Here is an 18188-nt window from a genome sequence, read left to right on the forward strand (position 1 = left end):
ACCAGGCTTTGATCCGGGGGTTTCCGAATGGGGAAACCCGGCAGTCGTCATGGGCTGTCACCCATGCCTGAACACATAGGGCATGTGGAGGGAACGAGGGGAAGTGAAACATCTCAGTACCCTCAGGAAGAGAAAACAACCGTGATTCCGGGAGTAGTGGCGAGCGAAACCGGATGAGGCCAAACCGTATGTGTGTGATACCCGGCAGGGGTTGCGCATGCGGGGTTGTGGGGTTGCACTTCAATAGTCTGCCGGCTGTTGGGCGAGTTAGAAACCGTTGGTGTAGGCGAAGGACATGCGAAAGGTCCGGCGTAGAGGGTAAGACCCCCGTAGCTGAAACATCAACGGCTTGCTTGTGTGATTCCCAAGTAGCACGGGGCCCGAGAAATCCCGTGTGAATCTGGCGGGACCACCCGCTAAGCCTAAATATTCCCTGGTGACCGATAGCGGATAGTACCGTGAGGGAATGGTGAAAAGTACCGCGGGAGCGGAGTGAAATAGTACCTGAAACCGTGTGCCTACAAGCCGTGGGAGCGTCGCTCATGTTCTTCGGAATGTGGGTCGTGACTGCGTGCCTTTTGAAGAATGAGCCTGCGAGTTAGCGGTGTGTAGCGAGGTTAACCCGTGTGGGGAAGCCGTAGCGAAAGCGAGTCCTAATAGGGCGTTTGAGTTGCACGCTCTAGACCCGAAGCGGAGTGATCTAGCCATGGGCAGGTTGAAGCGGCTGTAAGAGGTCGTGGAGGACCGAACCCACCAGGGTTGAAAACCTGGGGGATGACCTGTGGTTAGGGGTGAAAGGCCAATCAAACTCCGTGATAGCTGGTTCTCCCCGAAATGCATTTAGGTGCAGCGTCGTGTGTTTCTTGCCGGAGGTAGAGCACTGGATAGGCGATGGGCCCTACCGGGTTACTGACCTTAGCCAAACTCCGAATGCCGGTAAGTGAGAGCGCGGCAGTGAGACTGTGGGGGATAAGCTCCATGGTCGAGAGGGAAACAGCCCAGAGCATCGACTAAGGCCCCTAAGCGTACGCTAAGTGGAAAAGGATGTGGAGTCGCAGAGACAACCAGGAGGTTGGCTTAGAAGCAGCCATCCTTGAAAGAGTGCGTAATAGCTCACTGGTCAAGTGATTCCGCGCCGACAATGTAGCGGGGCTCAAGCGTACCGCCGAAGTCGTGTCATTCCAGCATATACCTCTAACGGGGGCTGGGATGGGTAGGGGAGCGTCGTGTGCCGGGTGAAGCAGCCGCGGAAGCGAGTTGTGGACGGTTCACGAGTGAGAATGCAGGCATGAGTAGCGATACACACGTGAGAAACGTGTGCGCCGATTGACTAAGGGTTCCTGGGTCAAGCTGATCTGCCCAGGGTAAGTCGGGACCTAAGGCGAGGCCGACAGGCGTAGTCGATGGACAACCGGTTGATATTCCGGTACCCGCTTTGAAACGCCCAGTACTGAGCCCATTAATGCTAAGGCCGTGAAGCCGTCCTGGACCCTTCGGGGAAAGGGGAGTGGTGGAGCCGCTGAACCAAGGTGGTAGTAGGTAAGCGATGGGGTGACGCAGGAAGGTAGTCCAGCCCGGGCGGTGGTTGTCCCGGGGTAAGGGTGTAGCCCGTTGTCCAGGTAAATCCGGATGACATGTGGGTGAGACCTGATGCCGAGCCGATTGTGGTGAAGTGGATGATCCTATGCTGTCGAGAAAAGCCTCTAGCGAGTTTCATGGCGGCCCGTACCCTAAACCGACTCAGGTGGTCAGGTAGAGAATACCGAGGCGTTCGGGTGAACTATGGTTAAGGAACTCGGCAAAATGCCCCCGTAACTTCGGGAGAAGGGGGGCCATTCCTGGTGATCATCTTTACGGTGTGAGCTGGGGGTGGCCGCAGAGACCAGCGAGAAGCGACTGTTTACTAAAAACACAGGTCCGTGCGAAGCCGTAAGGCGATGTATACGGACTGACGCCTGCCCGGTGCTGGAACGTTAAGGGGACCGGTTAGTCACATTTCGGTGTGGCGAAGCTGAGAACTTAAGCGCCAGTAAACGGCGGTGGTAACTATAACCATCCTAAGGTAGCGAAATTCCTTGTCGGGTAAGTTCCGACCTGCACGAATGGCGTAACGACTTCTCGACTGTCTCAACCATAGGCCCGGTGAAATTGCACTACGAGTAAAGATGCTCGTTTCGCGCAGAAGGACGGAAAGACCCCGGGACCTTTACTACAGTTTGATATTGGTGTTCGGTTCGGCTTGTGTAGGATAGGTGGGAGACTGTGAAGCGGCCACGCCAGTGGTTGTGGAGTCGTCGTTGAAATACCACTCTGGTCGTGCTGGATGTCTAACCTCGGTCCGTGATCCGGATCAGGGACAGTGTCTGATGGGTAGTTTAACTGGGGCGGTTGCCTCCTAAAGAGTAACGGAGGCGCCCAAAGGTTCCCTCAGCCTGGTTGGCAATCAGGTGTTGAGTGTAAGTGCACAAGGGAGCTTGACTGTGAGACCGACGGGTCGAGCAGGGACGAAAGTCGGGACTAGTGATCCGGCAGTGGCTTGTGGAAGCGCTGTCGCTCAACGGATAAAAGGTACCCCGGGGATAACAGGCTGATCTTCCCCAAGAGTCCATATCGACGGGATGGTTTGGCACCTCGATGTCGGCTCGTCGCATCCTGGGGCTGGAGTCGGTCCCAAGGGTTGGGCTGTTCGCCCATTAAAGCGGTACGCGAGCTGGGTTTAGAACGTCGTGAGACAGTTCGGTCCCTATCCTCTGCGCGCGTAGGAATATTGAGAAGGGCTGTCCCTAGTACGAGAGGACCGGGACGGACGAACCTCTGGTGTGCCAGTTGTCCTGCCAAGGGCATGGCTGGTTGGCTACGTTCGGAAAGGATAACCGCTGAAAGCATCTAAGCGGGAAGCCTGCTTCGAGATGAGTGTTCCCTCCCCCTTTGAGGGGTTAAGGCTCCCAGTAGACGACTGGGTTGATAGGCCAGATGTGGAAGCCCGGTAACGGGTGGAGCTGACTGGTACTAATAGGCCGAGGGCTTGTCCTCAGTTGCTCGCGTCCACTGTGTTAGTTCTGAAATAACGAACGACCGTGTTGTATCCGGTGTTGGTTAATTTCATAGTGTTTCGGTGGTCATTGCGTTAGGGAAACGCCCGGTTACATTCCGAACCCGGAAGCTAAGCCTTTCAGCGCCGATGGTACTGCAGGGGGGACCCTGTGGGAGAGTAGGACGCCGCCGAACAATTTTTAGCCTCAGCCCCGGACCGTTATGGTTCGGGGCTGAGGCATTTCTGCGTCCACGTGTAGTTCACGGCAGGTCCACGGCCATACCGGCACCTGAGGGCTGACCCCCGTGCCTTGGCCGGCCGCTGCTGAGGGTAAGGTCAGGAAGCATCGTTCGTACGTTCCTCACAGGAGGCCCCCGGGTGGAGGTCCAGGAGACCCGTGTTCAGACGGACCGGGTACTCACCATCCCCAACATCCTCAGCATGGCCCGCCTGGTCGGTGTGCCCGTTTTCCTGTGGCTGATTCTCCGGCCCGAGTTCGGCGGGCCCAAGAGCGACGGCTGGGCATTGCTGGTGTTGATGCTCAGTGGTGTCAGCGATTATCTCGACGGCAAGCTCGCCCGCCGTTGGAACCAGATCAGCAACCTGGGACGGCTGCTCGACCCCGCCGCTGACCGTCTCTTCATTCTCTCCACCTTGGTCGGTCTGACCTGGCGGGAGATTCTGCCGATTTGGTTGACGGCGGCACTATTGGCCCGTGAGCTGATGCTTCTGGTCATGGTGGGAATCCTGCGCAGGCACGGCTATCCGCCGCCCCAGGTGAACTTTCTGGGCAAGGCAGCTACCTTCAACTTGATGTACGCGTTCCCGTTGCTCCTGCTCAGCGACGGCAGCGGCTGGCTGAGCACCCTGGCGTCGATTCTCGGATGGGCGTTCGCAGGGTGGGGTACAACGCTCTACTGGTGGGCAGGAATCCTGTATGTGGTACAAGTCCGTCGGCTCGTGAAGGCGGATGTAGCAGCCGATTGAACTCGTCGATGCGCACCGTGCAGCGTGGCCGGTTTGCGTATGACGCCCGAGTGTCCTCACCGGACGGGTGAAGTCGGCTGGACTGTCGACATCTCAAGGAGGGCGCTTCCGACATGAAGGCCGTCGTGATGGCTGGTGGCGAAGGCACACGTCTTCGCCCTATGACCTCAAGTATGCCCAAGCCGCTCCTGCCGGTGGTCAACCGACCGATCATGGAACATGTGCTGCGGCTGTTGAAGCGGCACGGGCTCAGTGAAACCGTCGTCACCGTGCAGTTCCTCGCATCCCTCGTCAAGAATTACTTCGGCGACGGTGAAGAGCTCGGTATGGAGCTCACATACGCCAACGAGGAGAAGCCGCTCGGCACCGCAGGAAGCGTCAAGAATGCGGAAGAGGCGCTGAAGGACGACACCTTTCTGGTGATCTCAGGGGATGCGCTCACCGACTTCGACCTGACGGACCTCATTAATTTTCATAAGGAGAAGGGCGCACTCGTCACGGTGTGCCTGACCCGTGTGCCGAACCCTCTGGAGTTCGGCATCACCATTGTGGACGAGGAAGGAAAGGTCGAGCGCTTCCTGGAGAAGCCGACCTGGGGCCAGGTCTTCTCGGACACCGTGAACACGGGCATTTATGTGATGGAACCCGAAGTCTTCGACTACGTGGACGCGGACGTGTCGGTCGACTGGTCCGGTGATGTCTTCCCCCAGCTCATGAAGGAGGGCAAGCGGGTCTACGGCTATATCGCCGAGGGCTACTGGGAAGACGTGGGCACTCACGAGAGCTATGTGAAGGCACAGGCCGACGTCCTCGAAGGCAAAGTCGATGTGGACATCGACGGCTTCGAGATCTCTCCCGGTGTATGGGTCTCCGAAGGTGCTGAAGTGCACCCCGACGCCGTACTCAGAGGGCCGCTCTACATCGGCGACTACGCCAAGGTGGAAGAGGGCGTGGAGATCCGGGAGCACACCGTCGTCGGATCCAATGTGGTCGTCAAGACCGGCGCCTTCCTGCACAAGGCCGTCATTCACGACAACGTGTACATCGGCCAGCAGTCCAATCTGCGTGGCTGTGTGATCGGGAAGAACACCGACATCATGCGGGCCGCCCGCATCGAGGACGGCGCCGTCATCGGTGATGAGTGCCTTGTCGGTGAGGAATCCATCATCCAGGGCAATGTGCGGGTCTACCCGTTCAAGACCATCGAGGCCGGCGCCTTCGTCAACACCTCGGTGATCTGGGAATCCCGGGGCCAGGCGCATCTGTTCGGCGCGCGTGGAGTCTCCGGAATCCTGAACGTCGAAATCACCCCCGAGCTGGCCGTACGGCTGGCCGGCGCATACGCCACCACGCTGAAGAAGGGTTCCACGGTCACCACCGCACGTGACCACTCACGTGGTGCGCGTGCCCTCAAGCGTGCGGTGATCTCCGCCCTCCAGGCCAGCGCCATCGACGTACGGGACCTGGAGAACGTGCCGCTGCCGGTGGCCAGGCAGCAGACCGCCCGGGGCAGTGCGGGCGGCATCATGATCCGGACCTCGCCCGGTGTGCCCGACTCCGTGGACATCATGTTCTTCGACGAGCGGGGCGCTGACCTCTCGCAGGGCAGGCAGCGCAAGCTGGACCGGGTGTACGCGCGCCAGGAGTACCGGCGAGCCTTCCCCGGTGAGATCGGGGACCTGCACTTCCCGGCGAGCGTCTTCGACTCGTACACCGGCTCCCTCCTCCGCAACGTGGACACCACGGGCATCGCCGATGCCGGGCTCAAGGTCGTGGTCGACGCGTCCAACGGCAGTGCCGGGCTCGTCCTGCCCAGCCTCCTCGGGCGGCTCGGTGTCGACGCGCTCGTCATCAACCCGGGACTCGACGAGTCGAGGCCGACGGAGACCGCGGACACCCGCCGCGCCGGGCTCGTCAGGCTCGGCGAGATCGTGGCATCGGCGCGGGCGGCGTTCGGAGTGCGCTTCGACCCGGTGGGCGAGCGGCTCTCCCTCGTCGACGAGCGTGGACGCATCATCGAGGACGACCGCGCCCTGCTGGTCATGCTGGACCTGATCGCCGCGGAGCGGCGCAGCGGCCGCGTCGCGCTGCCGGTGACGACCACGAGGATCGCCGAGCAGGTCGCCGCGTACCACGGCACCCAGGTGGAGTGGACGACCACATCACCGGACGACCTGACCCGGGTCGGCCGCGAGGACTCGACCATCTTCGGCGGCGACGGGCGCGGTGGCTTCATCATCCCCGAGTCCAGCAGTGTCTTCGACGGCACCGCGGCGTTCGTCCGGCTGATCGGTCTGGTCTCGCGTACACAGTTGACGCTCAGCCAGATCGATGCGCGTATCCCGCGTGCGCATGTGCTCCGCCGTGATCTGGCGACTCCCTGGGCCGTCAAGGGCCTTGTCATGCGCCGGGTGGTGGAGGCGGCGGCCGACCGGTCCGTGGACACCACGGACGGTGTGCGGGTCGTCGACCCCGACGGACGCTGGGTGATGGTGCTGCCGGCTCCGGCCGAGGCCGTCACTCATCTGTGGGCGGAAGGGCCCGACGACGCGTCGGCCCAGGTGCTGCTCGACGAGTGGTCGTCGATCGTGGACGGCGCAGGTCAGTGACGCCGTAGCGGGGCATTGCGGTGTCTTGACAGTGGACCGTGCGGCGTGAGTGCGAGCCGTACGGTCCACCGACGGGGCCATTGGGAGGCCGCGGCGGGGACGTGCGACGATGTGCGGCATGCCGAAGCAGCCCCCCATTCGGAGCGGAGCCTCCCCGTCCCCCCGCCCCGATGCGTCGATGTCGCTGCTCAACAACGTGATGGACCACAGCCTCGACGACGGCTACGCCGAGGCGACCGCCCGGCGGCGGGCCGAAGGCCGTACGGGGATGCCGCGTTCCCTGCGGGCCAAGCTCGGTCTCGCCGCGGGGCTGGTGCTCGCGGCGGTCGTCGTCACCGTCGGCGCCGCGCAGGCCAGGGTCACCGCGCCGGTCGTCGCGAAGGAACGCCAGGAGCTCATCGACCGTATCGAGTCGGAGACTTCGTCCGCCGACGCGCAGCAGAAGAAGGTCGACGGGCTGCGTGACGCGGTCGGTGAGCAGCAGCGCAAGGCCCTCCAGCAGCACGGGGGCGATCAGGGCGGGCTTGTGGCGCTGCTGTCCGGCGCGACAGCCGTGCACGGTCCCGGTGTGAAGCTGGTCATCGACGATGCCAAGGACAGCGAACAGAGCGACGGGGGCGGGCCGCGCGAGAGCCCCGGGTTCTCGGATACGGGGCGGGTGCGGGACCGAGACATGCAGCAGTTCGTCAACGCGCTGTGGCAGTCGGGCGCCGAGGCGATCGCCATCAACGGCCAGCGGCTGACGGCTCTGTCGGCGATCCGCGCCGCCGGTGACGCCATACTGGTCGACAACAGGCCGCTGGTGCCGCCGTACACGGTGCTCGCGGTGGGGGACGGGAAGCACTTGCTCAGCGAATTCGATGACAGTGTCGGCGGACAGTACCTGAAGGTCCTGAAGGACAGCTACTCGATCCGCACCAGCAGTTCCGACCAGGCCGACGTGCGCCTTCCGGCCGCCGCGAGCCTGATCGTACGTACAGCAAAGCCGAAGGCCGCCGGCACCGACCAAGGCGCGGCCGACACAGGGAAGGGCACATCGTGATCGCCGTACTGGGCCTCGTCGTGGGAGTCGTGGTCGGACTGTTGGTCCGGCCCGAAGTGCCGGCGATGGTCGAGCCGTACCTCCCCATCGCCGTCGTGGCCGCCCTCGACGCGGTCTTCGGCGGTCTGCGGGCCATGCTCGACGGGATCTTCGTGGACAAGGTCTTTGTCGTGTCCTTCCTGTCCAATGTCGTGGTGGCCGCGCTGATCGTGTTCCTCGGCGACAAGCTGGGCGTCGGCGCCCAGTTGTCGACCGGTGTCGTTGTCGTGTTCGGCATCCGTATCTTCTCGAACGCCGCGGCCATTCGCAGGCATGTGTTCCGGGCGTGAGTCCGATGGGTGACGAACCGATGAGCAACGAAGAGGACCCGCCCGACCCGCAGGGCCCTGGTGGCGACGGGCAGGGCTCGCCCGAGCCCCAGAGCCCGCCTGAACCGCAGCGCCCGCAGGGCCCGAACGGCCCGCAGACTCCACAGGGCGCGCAGAGCCCGCAGGGCGGCCCCGGCCGCAGGCCCGGCCGGTTCCCCGGAGCGCTGCCCGAGGAGAAGCCCGCGCAGGCCCACGCGGGCGATGCCTCTGGGGCAACGCCGGCCCCGCAGCCGAAGCAGGCCGGACGGCAGCGGCTGATCGCAGCCCTCTGGCCACCCCGGGTCACCAGGGCCCAACTCATCGTCGCCCTGCTGCTGTTCGTACTGGGTCTTGGACTGGCCATCCAGGTCCGCTCCAACAGCGACAACAGTCCGCTGCGCGGTGCACGCCAGGAGGACCTGGTACGCATCCTCGACGAGCTCGACAACCGCACCCAGCGCATCGAGGACGAGAAGCAGCGGCTGCAGAGCCAGCGCACCGAGCTGGAGAGCAGCTCGGACCAGGCCGAGGAGGCGCGCAAGCAGACGAGCGAGAAGGCGCGTCAGCTGGGCATCCTGGCGGGCACGGTGGCGGCCCAGGGCCCGGGTATCACCCTGCTCGTCAACGACCCGCACAAGACGGTCCAGGCGGACATGCTGCTCGACACCGTCCAGGAGCTGCGGGCGGCGGGCGCCGAGGCGATCCAGGTCAATGGCGTCCGGGTCGTGGGGGACACCTACTTCACCGACGCGGGCGGCGGGATCCAGGTGGACACCGAGAAGATCAGCGCTCCGTACACCTTCAAGGTCATCGGGAAACCGACCGACTTGGAGCCTGCGCTGAATATTCCGGGCGGAGTGGTGCAGACTCTGGAGAAGGAGCAGGCCACAGCCACTGTGACGCCTGAGCAGAAGATCATTGTGGACGCCTTGCGACCGGCGAAGCGGCCTGACTACGCTCGGTCCTCGGCGCAGTGAGACGGGGGCGCGCGAGGGCCGCGGGACAAGGGCACGGGGTTGCGGGGGGTCGGCGCACCAATAGCGGGGTGCGTGGTGGAAACTGTCTGGGGGATACGGACGTTGTAAGGATGTCCGCTTCGGCAGGTGTGTTCATTGAGAGTTCGTCCTGCCCCACGGGCGGGTCTGTTTCGGTCAAGGGGAATCGCCCGTGAAGTTGTTTGGGAAGTTGTTCGGCAAGAGTGCACGTGAGGACAGCGCACGGCACCGCGCCCCACGTCATATGGAGGGCGAGGACCAGGGCGGAGACCGCCCGCTGTTCCGCGACGAGGTGGGTCGGCCCGGTCACGACATTTCGGGTGATCAGGGTGCGTCGTCTGTTGACCCTGCGGGCCAGAGCCGCATAGGTTTTGGTGAAGCATCAACCTCAAGTACGGGTCGAGGGTTGTCCTCCGATCCGTACGCAACCAACGCCCACGCAGGGCAGTCGCGGCAGGAGGATGCGTCCATGCCGGTGTGTACGAGGTGCGGCCACCGCAATGCCGAGGACAGTCGGTTCTGCTCCAATTGCGGAGCGCCGTTGCGGGCCGGGGTGCCCGAGCGGCCCTCGGAGACGACGTCGACGATCTCCATCTCGGGGCTCGAGGCGTACGAGGCGGAGGTGACCGGGCAGACCGCTTCGCCGTCGCTCTCTCCCGAGGCCCAGGCGGCCGTCGACGCCCTGCCTCTCGGCTCGGCGCTCCTCGTGGTCCGCCGCGGCCCGAACTCGGGCAGCCGCTTCCTGCTGGACGGCGATCTGACCACGGCCGGCCGCCATCCGCAGAGCGACATCTTCCTCGACGACGTCACGGTGTCGAGGCGCCATGTGGAGTTCCGCAGGAACGCGGACGGCGGATTCACCGTCTCGGACGTCGGCAGCCTGAACGGCACGTACGTCAACCGTGAGCGCATCGACACCGTCGTGCTCTCCAACGGTGACGAGGTGCAGATCGGCAAGTACCGGCTGGTCTTCTACGCGAGCCAGCGGGGCGTGTGACCCGTCAGGGAAGGTCCATGCGGCAATCATCGACGGGCGGTGCCAGCGACGGCACCGCCACCGAGGACGACCGGCTGGTCAGTATCGGTACGGTCCTGAATCTGCTCCGGGAAGAGTTTCCCGAAGTCACGATCTCCAAGATCCGTTTCCTGGAGGCCGAAGGACTGGTCGAGCCGCAGCGCACGTCGTCCGGGTACCGGAAGTTCGGTACCGCGGACGTCGAGCGGCTGGCCCAGGTCCTGCGTATGCAGCGCGACCACTATCTGCCGTTGAAGGTCATCAGGGACCATCTCGACGCACTGGGCCGCGGTGAGCAGATCCAGCTCCCCGCGCCCGGTGCCCTCCGCGCGGACGGCCCGTCGGAGCGTGCCGACGGCCCCACGGCGTCCAGGGTGGGCAGGGACGAGCTGCTGGCGGCCGCCGGGATCAGTGCGGCCGAGCTGGGGGAGTGGGAGTCGTACGGCCTGCTGTTGCCGCTTCCGGAGGGCGGATACGACGCGGAGGCCGTGAATGTGGCCGGGCTGGTGGCGGAGCTGGGCCGGTTCGGTCTTGAGCCGCGGCATCTGCGCGCCATGAAAGCGGCCGCCGACCGCGAGTCCGGGCTGATCGAGCAGGTCGTCGCCCCCCTTCGGCTGAACCGCAATCCGCAGACCAGAGCGGACGCGGAGACCACCACGAAGGACCTGGCGGCACTGACCGTGCGGCTGCACGCGGCCCTCGTACAGACCTCTCTCCGGGTCCGGTTGTACTGATCATGGCGGTGCCCGACTACCCAAACCTGCCGGGCACGTCCTAGGGTTGCTGTGTGAACGAGCTCGACGTTGTGGGTGTCCGGGTGGAAATGCCCTCCAACCAGCCGATCGTGCTCCTGCGTGAAGTGGGAGGCGACCGGTATCTCCCTATCTGGATCGGCCCTGGTGAGGCGACCGCGATCGCCTTCGCCCAGCAGGGCATGGCTCCAGCGAGGCCGCTGACCCATGATCTCTTCAAGGATGTCCTCGAAGCGGTCGGCCAGGAGCTCACGGAAGTCCGCATCACCGACCTGCGGGACGGGGTCTTCTTCGCGGAGCTGGTCTTCGCGAGCGGGGTCGAGGTGAGTGCGAGGCCGTCCGACGCCATAGCGCTCGCTCTGCGCACCGGGACGCCGATCTACGGCAGTGACGGGGTGCTCGACGACGCGGGAATCGCCATCCCGGACGAGCAGGAGGACGAGGTGGAGAAGTTCCGCGAGTTCCTCGACCAGATTTCTCCGGAGGATTTCGGGACCAACAGCCAGTGACACGCCGTCCGGAGCGTGAGCGCATCCGGCAAGCCGTTCCCCGAAGAGAGGCACGCGAAACCACTCCTAGGGTGATTATCACTCGGCGTGCCGAGTGTGGCGATCGTTGACGCACCCCAAGTGACTGCCTACCGTCGAGTGGGCAGTTCAAGGACGGAGGTCGGCGTGAGAAGCACCGGCGAAGATATGGCAGGGGATTTCCCCGGACTGGGTCCGGGGGACGGAGTGCCGTATCCGCTTCACGGCTCAGCGGCCGGAACGACGACCGACACCGTCGGCTACCGGGGGCCGACCGCCTGCGCGGCGGCGGGTATCACCTACCGGCAGCTCGACTACTGGGCGCGTACGGGACTGGTCGAACCGAGTGTGCGGCCCGCTCAGGGGTCCGGCACCCAGCGCCTCTACAGCTTCCGGGACGTCGTCGTCCTCAAGATCGTGAAGCGTTTCCTGGACACGGGTGTGGCCCTCCAGAACATCAGGACGGCCGTCCACCACCTCAGAGACCGCGGAGCACGCGACCTCGACCGTATGACGCTGATGAGCGACGGCGCGACGGTGTACGAGTGCACCTCGCCCGACGAAGTGGTCGGGCTGCTGCAGGGCGGCCAGGGGATCTTCGGGATCGCCGTCGGGGTCGTGTGGCGGGACGTGGAGAGCGCCCTGTCACAGCTGCACGGGGAGCGGGTCGACACCGGTGAGACGCTCATCGGCCACAACCCGGCCGACGAGCTGGCCCGGCGCCGCAACCGCGCCGTCTGACGGGCTCCCGCGCCGCGGGGGCCCGATTGTCAGTGCCGTGAGGCAGCATCGGTGGTGTGAGAGCCGCGCCCACCATCCTGCATCTGGACATGGATGCCTTCTTCGCCGCCGCGGAACAGGCGGCGAAGCCGAGCCTGCGCGGAAAGCCGGTGGTGGTCGGCGGGCTCGGACCGCGCGGGGTGGTGTCGACCGCCTCGTACGAGGCACGGCGGTTCGGGGTGCATTCGGCGATGCCGATGGCGCAGGCCCGCAGGCTCTGTCCGAACGCCGCTTATCTGGTGCCGCGCTTCGCGCTCTACCGTGAGGTCAGCGGTCAGGTCATGGAGCTGCTCGGGCGGCTCTCGCCGCTGGTCGAGCCTTTGAGCCTGGACGAGGCGTTCGTGGACCTGGAGGCGGGCGGGGTCGCCGACGGCCCGGTGTCGGCCCGCCGGGCCGGTGAGCAGCTGCGCAGGGACATCCTGGCGGTCACCGGGCTCAGCGGGTCGGTGGGGCTGGCCGGCTCCAAGATGCTGGCGAAGATCGGCTCGGAGCGGGCCAAGCCGGACGGTCTGGTCCTGATGGAGCCCGGCACCGAGCGGGAGCTGCTGGCGCCCCTCTCCGTACGGATCCTGCCGGGGGTCGGTCCCGCGACCGGTGAGCATCTGCGCCGGGCCGGGATGACCACCGTGTCCCATCTGGCCGAGGCGGGTGAGGACGAGCTGGTACGGCTGCTCGGCAAGGCGCACGGCGCCGCTCTGTACCGGATGGCGCTCGGCCACGACGACCGGCCCGTGGTCTCCGAGCGGGACGCCAAGTCCGTCTCCGTCGAGGACACCTTCGATGTGGATCTGCACGACCGGGCGCGGGTGCGGGCCGAGGTGGTGCGGCTGGCGGGCCGGTGCGTGGAGCGGCTGCGGGCGGCGGGGCGGTCGGGGCGGACCGTGGTGCTGAAGGTCCGCAGGTACGACTTCTCGACGCTGACCCGCTCCGAGACGCTCAGAGGGCCCACGGACGACCCGGAGGTCGTACGGGAGGCCGCGGGGCGGCTGCTGGAGTCCGTGGACACCACGGGCGGGGTGCGGCTGCTGGGGGTGGGCGTCACCGGCCTCGCGGACTTCACGCAGGAGGACCTCTTCGCCCAGGCCGCCACGGAGCGGGCCGCCGCACAGGAGTCCTTGGCCGAAGAGGTGGCGCCCGGGCCTTCGGCGGCGGAGGGTCCTTCGGCGGTGCCGGTGCCGGTGCCGGTGCCGGTGCCGGCGTCGGGGTCGGTGCCGGCGCCGCCCGGACCGGACGAGCCGCCGCCCGCCACTGGGCGCCGCTGGCTGGCCGGGCACGATGTGTGCCACGACGAGTACGGGGCGGGGTGGGTGCAGGGCAGTGGCGTCGGCCGGGTGACGGTGCGGTTCGAGGATCCGTACGCGACCGTGCCGGGCCGGGTGCGGACCTTCAAGGTGGACGACCCCGCGCTCAGGCCGTCGGACCCGCTGCCGCTGGTCCGGGCCGCGCCGGACACCCAGGCTGCTGATAGCCGGGCTACGGATAGCCGGGCTACGGATAGCCGGGCTACGGATAGCCGGGCTACGGATAGCCGGGCTACGGATAGCCGGGCTACGGATACCCGGGCTCCTGATACCCGGGCTCCTGATACCCGGCAGACGGGTACCCAGGAGACGGATACCCCGGCGGCTGCCCCGGCCGGACCGGGCGGGGCAGCCGCCGGGGAGCACGAGGACCCCGGCGGGCAGTCGGCGCGGGCCGAGCAGGCAGACCCGTCAGCACAGGCGGACTCGTCGGTGCAGCCCCCGGGCCCGTCCGCGCAGGGCGGGGACGGGGCCGGAGGTCAGGTGCGCTCCTCCTCGCCCGCGAGCCGGCCGAAGTCCCGGTCGGGGGGCGGCGGAGTGGGGGCCGAGATACCGAGCCCGTAGTGGTGGTAGAGCTGGAGTTCCTGCTCGGGCGAGAGATGGCGGCCGACACCGAAGCCCGGCGCTTCCTTGATCAGGTGCCGGTCGAAGGGCACCCGCAGCGCTTCGCTGACCAGTTCGCTCGGCTTCAGCGGGACGAAGGCGTCCCGGGTGAACAGCCCGGTGCGTACCGCGGCCCACTCGGGCACCCCGGTGGCGTCGTCGAGGTAGACCTCGTCGACCGTGCCTATCTTGAGGCCATTGCGGTCGAATGCCTTGCGGCCGATCAGGCTGCGCGGATCTATGTCGGTCTGCACGGTCCCTCCAACTGATCGCGACGGATCACGAAGACTCCCGCCCCCTGCGAAGGTCTCCTCCTCAGAGAAGTCCAGATCCGGGGTATCGGCCACTCGAACACCGTGCGAAGGAGCGCGCTGGTACGCTGGCCAGTGGCTGCTGACCCCGCGCGGGAGAGCCCTCAGGACGCGTTGTCCGGGGCGCCGAAGGAGCAAATCCTCCCCGGAATCTCTCAGGCACACGTACCGCGCGGACGAGGTCACTCTGGAAAGCAGGGCGGGTGTCGGGCGGGCACGTCCGGATCCCTACCTCACCGACGGTGAAAGCGGGCACGTCGAAGGACGGGCCGGTGAAACTCTCAGGTTGAGATGACAGAGGGGGAGGCCGTCCGGGTACCCCGTGGTACCCCTCGCAGGTCGTTACGACCAGGAGGCCCCCGCCATGACCGCCGATCGCATTCCGCTCTCCCAGCTGGAGCGTGGCATCCCCTTCGAACAGCGCCACATCGGGCCCGACGCGGAAGCCCAGGCCAAGATGCTCGCCCACGTCGGGTACGGATCGCTCTCCGAGCTCACTTCGGCCGCCGTGCCGGAAGTCATCAAGAGCACCGATGCGCTGAATCTCCCGGACGCGCGCACCGAGGCCGAGGTCCTCGCCGAACTGCGTGCGCTCGCCGACCGCAACCAGGTACTCGCCCCGATGATCGGGCTCGGCTACTACGGCACGTTCACCCCGCCGGTCATCCTGCGCAACGTCATGGAGAACCCCGCCTGGTACACGGCGTACACGCCCTACCAGCCGGAGATCTCGCAGGGGCGCCTGGAGGCGCTGCTGAACTTCCAGACCGTGGTCGCCGACCTGACGGGCCTGCCCACGTCGGGCGCCTCGCTGCTGGACGAGGGCACCGCGGCAGCCGAGGCGATGTCCCTCGCGCGCCGTGTCGGGAAGGTCAAGAACGGCGTCTTCCTCGTCGACGCGGACGCTCTTCCGCAGACTGTCGCCGTGATCCGCACGCGTGCCGAGCCGGCCGGTGTCGAGGTCGTCGTCGCCGACCTCGGCGATGGCATCCCGGCCGAGGTTGCCGAGCGCGGCGTCTTCGGCGTACTGCTCCAGTACCCGGGCGCCTCCGGCCGTGTCCGGGACCTCGCCCCCGTCATCGAGCAGGCCCACGAGCTGGGTGCGATCGTCACCGTCGCCGCCGATCTGCTGGCGCTGACGCTGCTCACCTCGCCCGGTGAGCTGGGCGCCGACATCGCCGTCGGTACGACCCAGCGGTTCGGGGTCCCGATGGGCTTCGGCGGTCCGCACGCCGGGTTCATGGCCGTACGGGAGAAGTTCGCGCGCAACCTGCCGGGGCGGCTCGTCGGTGTCTCCGTCGACGCCGACGGCAACAAGGCGTACCGGCTGGCCCTCCAGACCCGCGAGCAGCACATCCGCCGCGAGAAGGCGACCAGCAACATCTGCACCGCGCAGGTGCTCCTCGCCGTGATGGCCGGGATGTACGCGGTCTACCACGGCCCGGACGGCCTGCGCGAGATCGCCCGGCGCACCCACAGGTACGCGGCGATCCTCGCCGAGGGGCTGCGGGCCGCGGGCGTCGACGTCGTGCACGGCGCGTACTTCGACACCCTCACCGTGCGGACCGGCGGCAGGGCCGCCGAGGTCGCCGCCGCCGCCCGTGAGGGCGGGGTCAATCTGCACCAGGTCGACGAGGACCTGATCTCCGTCTCCTGCGACGAGACCACCACACGGGCCCAGCTGGCCGCTGTCTGGGCCGCGTTCGGCGCCGAGGGCGACATCGAGGCGCTCGACGCGCGGGCCGCCGACGCGCTGCCCGAGGGGCTGCTGCGCCAGGACACCGTCCTGACCCACCCGGTCTTCCACCAGCACCGTTCCGAGACCGCGATGCTGCGCTACCTGCGCAAGCTCGCCGACCGTGACTACGCGCTGGACCGGGGCATGATCCCGCTCGGCTCCTGCACCATGAAGCTCAACGCCACCACCGAGATGGAGCCGGTCACCTGGCCCGAGTTCGGCGCGATGCACCCCTTCGCCCCGGTCGAGCAGGCGCAGGGCTATCTGACCCTCATCCAGGAGCTGGAGGAGCGGCTCGCCGAGGTCACCGGATACGACAAGGTCTCGCTCCAGCCCAACGCGGGCTCGCAGGGCGAGCTGGCCGGTCTGCTGGCCGTGCGCGCCTACCACCGGGCCAACGGCGACACCGCGCGCACCGTGTGCCTCATCCCGTCGTCCGCGCACGGCACCAACGCCGCCAGCGCCGTGATGGCCGGTATGAAGGTCGTCGTCGTGAAGACCCGCGAGGACGGCGATGTCGATGTCGACGACCTGAACGCCAAGATCGAGCAGTACCGCGACGAGCTGTCCGTCCTGATGGTCACCTACCCGTCGACCCACGGGGTCTTCGAGGAGCACATCACGGACATCTGTGCCGCCGTGCACGACGCGGGCGGGCAGGTGTACGTCGACGGCGCCAACCTGAACGCGCTGGTCGGCCTCGCCAAGCCCGGCAAGTTCGGTTCGGACGTCTCCCACCTCAACCTGCACAAGACCTTCTGCATCCCGCACGGCGGCGGCGGCCCCGGTGTCGGTCCCGTCGGTGTGCGGGCCCACCTGGCGCCGTATCTGCCCAACCACCCGCTCCAGCCGACCGCGGGCCCCGCGACGGGCGTCGGTCCGGTCTCGGCGGCGCCGTGGGGCTCGGCCGGCATCCTGCCGATCTCCTGGGCGTACGTACGTCTCATGGGTGGCGAGGGGCTCAAGCGGGCGACACAGGTGGCCGTGCTGGCCGCGAACTACATCGCCAAGCGTCTCGAACCGCACTACCCGGTGCTGTACACGGGCCCCAAGGGCCTGGTCGCGCACGAGTGCATCGTCGATCTGCGGCCGCTGTCGAAGTCGACGGGTGTGAGCGTCGACGACATCGCCAAGCGCCTCATCGACTACGGCTTCCACGCGCCGACGATGTCGTTCCCGGTGGCCGGAACGCTGATGATCGAGCCCACCGAGAGCGAGGACCTGGCTGAGCTCGACCGGTTCTGCGACACGATGATCGCGATCCGCGCCGAGATCGAGAAGGTCGCTTCGGGCGAGTGGGCCGCGGACGACAACCCGCTGAGCAACGCTCCGCACACCGCGGCGGCGCTGGGCGGCGAGTGGACTCACGCGTACACCCGCGAGGAGGCCGTCTTCCCGGCCGGTGTCTCGCCCGCCGACAAGTACTGGCCGCCGGTGCGCCGTATCGACGGGGCCTTCGGCGACCGCAACCTGGTCTGCTCCTGCCCGCCGCTGGACGCGTACGACAGCTGACGGACATGAGGGAGGGCCGGTTCGGGACATCACCCGGGCCGGCCCTTCGTCGTTTCCGCCCGATCCGCTTCCGGCTGTTCGCGGCTGTTTCCCGGAACGGGCAGGGGGTCAGGCGGCGGTCGCCAGCCCTGAACCCAGTGGGCGGTGCGGCGCGATGATCTGCCCGTCGGGCAGCAGTTCACCGGTGTCCTCGAAGATGAGGACGCCATTGCACAGCAGACTCCAGCCCTGCTCCGGGTGGTGCGCCACGAGGATCGCGGCCTCCCGGTCGGCGGAGGCGGCTGACGGGCAGGTTGGCTGGTGCTGGCACATGGATGCGTTCTTTCGCTGCGTTGTAGTGAGTGTCCTGCGGCTCGATGCGGATTTCATGGCCGCCCCCCGTCATCAGTCGGTGATCCCAGTGTTGCCCCACGGGCGTCAATCCGCAGGGATTTCACGGCAGCACTTGCTACAGCATAAGGACGCATCACCCGTGCGGACGGTTCAGCTCAACTTGACTGCCCCTTCGGGTGGTTCGGAGGTGGCCCGACCGGGCTAGTCCGGATGGGTAGGGAGAGGCAGCGCCCCGCGACCTGAGGGCGGTCACGGGGCGCGCGGGTGGTGAACTCGGCCGTCGATGCAGTGCCTTCGGACGG

13 protein-coding genes, 2 rRNA genes and 1 riboswitch (1 of these 16 running past the window's edge) are annotated in these 18188 nt (G+C 66.6%); of the genes, 13 read left to right on the forward strand and 2 right to left on the reverse strand.

Annotated features, from left to right (window positions below; genetic code table 11):
* The 12 genes from OG510_RS32660 to OG510_RS32715 form a co-directional block, all read left to right on the forward strand.
* Positions 1–3033, forward strand: a 23S ribosomal RNA gene (locus OG510_RS32660) (it extends 91 nt beyond the left edge of the window).
* Between the two features lie 78 nt (positions 3034–3111).
* Positions 3112–3228, forward strand: a 5S ribosomal RNA gene (gene rrf, locus OG510_RS32665).
* 184 nt (positions 3229–3412) lie between these two features.
* A complete protein-coding gene (locus OG510_RS32670) occupies positions 3413–4021 on the forward strand; it encodes a CDP-alcohol phosphatidyltransferase family protein (protein WP_164266942.1) in 609 nt (202 codons plus the stop codon).
* A gap of 113 nt (positions 4022–4134) precedes the next feature.
* Positions 4135–6630, forward strand: coding sequence for a sugar phosphate nucleotidyltransferase (locus OG510_RS32675; RefSeq protein WP_406141539.1), 2496 nt, complete (start codon positions 4135–4137; stop codon positions 6628–6630).
* 118 nt (positions 6631–6748) lie between these two features.
* Complete coding sequence (locus tag OG510_RS32680; RefSeq protein WP_406141540.1) at positions 6749–7672, forward strand: DUF881 domain-containing protein; 924 nt, start codon at positions 6749–6751, stop codon at positions 7670–7672.
* On the forward strand, positions 7669–8001 hold the full coding sequence (locus OG510_RS32685; RefSeq protein ID WP_164266945.1) for a small basic family protein: 333 nt from the start codon (positions 7669–7671) through the stop codon (positions 7999–8001). Before OG510_RS32680 ends, OG510_RS32685 begins: the two co-directional genes overlap by 4 nt.
* A 20-nt stretch (positions 8002–8021) precedes the next feature.
* Positions 8022–8996, forward strand: coding sequence for a DUF881 domain-containing protein (locus OG510_RS32690; RefSeq protein ID WP_406141542.1), 975 nt, complete (start codon positions 8022–8024; stop codon positions 8994–8996).
* Positions 8997–9144: 148 nt separating this feature from the next.
* On the forward strand, positions 9145–10011 hold the full coding sequence (locus tag OG510_RS32695) for an FHA domain-containing protein (RefSeq protein ID WP_406142676.1): 867 nt from the start codon (positions 9145–9147) through the stop codon (positions 10009–10011).
* Between the two features lie 17 nt (positions 10012–10028).
* A complete protein-coding gene (locus tag OG510_RS32700; protein ID WP_406141544.1) occupies positions 10029–10763 on the forward strand; it encodes a MerR family transcriptional regulator in 735 nt (244 codons plus the stop codon).
* A gap of 53 nt (positions 10764–10816) precedes the next feature.
* Positions 10817–11290 (forward strand): bifunctional nuclease family protein, encoded by a 474-nt coding sequence (locus OG510_RS32705; RefSeq protein WP_164266948.1) that lies wholly within the window; start codon positions 10817–10819, stop codon positions 11288–11290.
* Between the two features lie 186 nt (positions 11291–11476).
* A complete protein-coding gene (locus OG510_RS32710; RefSeq protein ID WP_203600653.1) occupies positions 11477–12049 on the forward strand; it encodes a MerR family transcriptional regulator in 573 nt (190 codons plus the stop codon).
* A gap of 56 nt (positions 12050–12105) precedes the next feature.
* On the forward strand, positions 12106–13953 hold the full coding sequence (locus tag OG510_RS32715) for a DNA polymerase IV (protein ID WP_406141545.1): 1848 nt from the start codon (positions 12106–12108) through the stop codon (positions 13951–13953).
* On the opposite strand, the gene OG510_RS32720 is transcribed toward OG510_RS32715, so the two are convergent.
* Positions 13869–14246, reverse strand: coding sequence for a PRC-barrel domain-containing protein (locus tag OG510_RS32720; protein WP_406141547.1), 378 nt, complete (start codon positions 14244–14246; stop codon positions 13869–13871). The two genes, OG510_RS32715 and OG510_RS32720, sit on opposite strands and share 85 nt — an antisense overlap.
* Positions 14247–14386: 140 nt before the next feature.
* Positions 14387–14484, forward strand: a riboswitch (glycine riboswitch).
* Between the two features lie 183 nt (positions 14485–14667).
* Between OG510_RS32720 and gcvP the strand changes: the two genes are divergently transcribed.
* Positions 14668–17553, forward strand: coding sequence for an aminomethyl-transferring glycine dehydrogenase (gene gcvP, locus OG510_RS32725; protein ID WP_406141548.1), 2886 nt, complete (start codon positions 14668–14670; stop codon positions 17551–17553).
* Positions 17554–17661: 108 nt separating this feature from the next.
* On the opposite strand, the gene OG510_RS32730 is transcribed toward gcvP, so the two are convergent.
* The gene (locus OG510_RS32730; protein ID WP_164265944.1) at positions 17662–17865 is read right to left on the reverse strand and encodes a DUF5999 family protein; all 204 of its coding nucleotides are present in this window, start codon (positions 17863–17865) and stop codon (positions 17662–17664) included.
* Positions 17866–18188: the final 323 nt, after the last annotated feature.

Origin of the sequence: Streptomyces sp. NBC_01089, assembly GCF_045162975.1 — a bacterium.
Taxonomy (GTDB): domain Bacteria; phylum Actinomycetota; class Actinomycetes; order Streptomycetales; family Streptomycetaceae; genus Streptomyces.

What these genes read in the sequence shown, in the direction of transcription:
- OG510_RS32675 (WP_406141539.1), top strand. Translation starts at nt 4,135, where the DNA reads ATGAAGGCCGTCGTGATGGCTGGTGGCGAAGGCACACGTCTTCGCCCT.
- OG510_RS32680 (WP_406141540.1), top strand. Translation starts at nt 6,749, where the DNA reads ATGCCGAAGCAGCCCCCCATTCGGAGCGGAGCCTCCCCGTCCCCCCGC.
- OG510_RS32690 (WP_406141542.1), top strand. Translation starts at nt 8,022, where the DNA reads ATGAGCAACGAAGAGGACCCGCCCGACCCGCAGGGCCCTGGTGGCGAC.
- OG510_RS32700 (WP_406141544.1), top strand. Translation starts at nt 10,029, where the DNA reads ATGCGGCAATCATCGACGGGCGGTGCCAGCGACGGCACCGCCACCGAG.
- OG510_RS32710 (WP_203600653.1), top strand. Translation starts at nt 11,477, where the DNA reads ATGGCAGGGGATTTCCCCGGACTGGGTCCGGGGGACGGAGTGCCGTAT.
- gcvP (WP_406141548.1), top strand. Translation starts at nt 14,668, where the DNA reads ATGACCGCCGATCGCATTCCGCTCTCCCAGCTGGAGCGTGGCATCCCC.
- OG510_RS32730 (WP_164265944.1), bottom strand. Translation starts at nt 17,865, where the DNA reads ATGTGCCAGCACCAGCCAACCTGCCCGTCAGCCGCCTCCGCCGACCGG.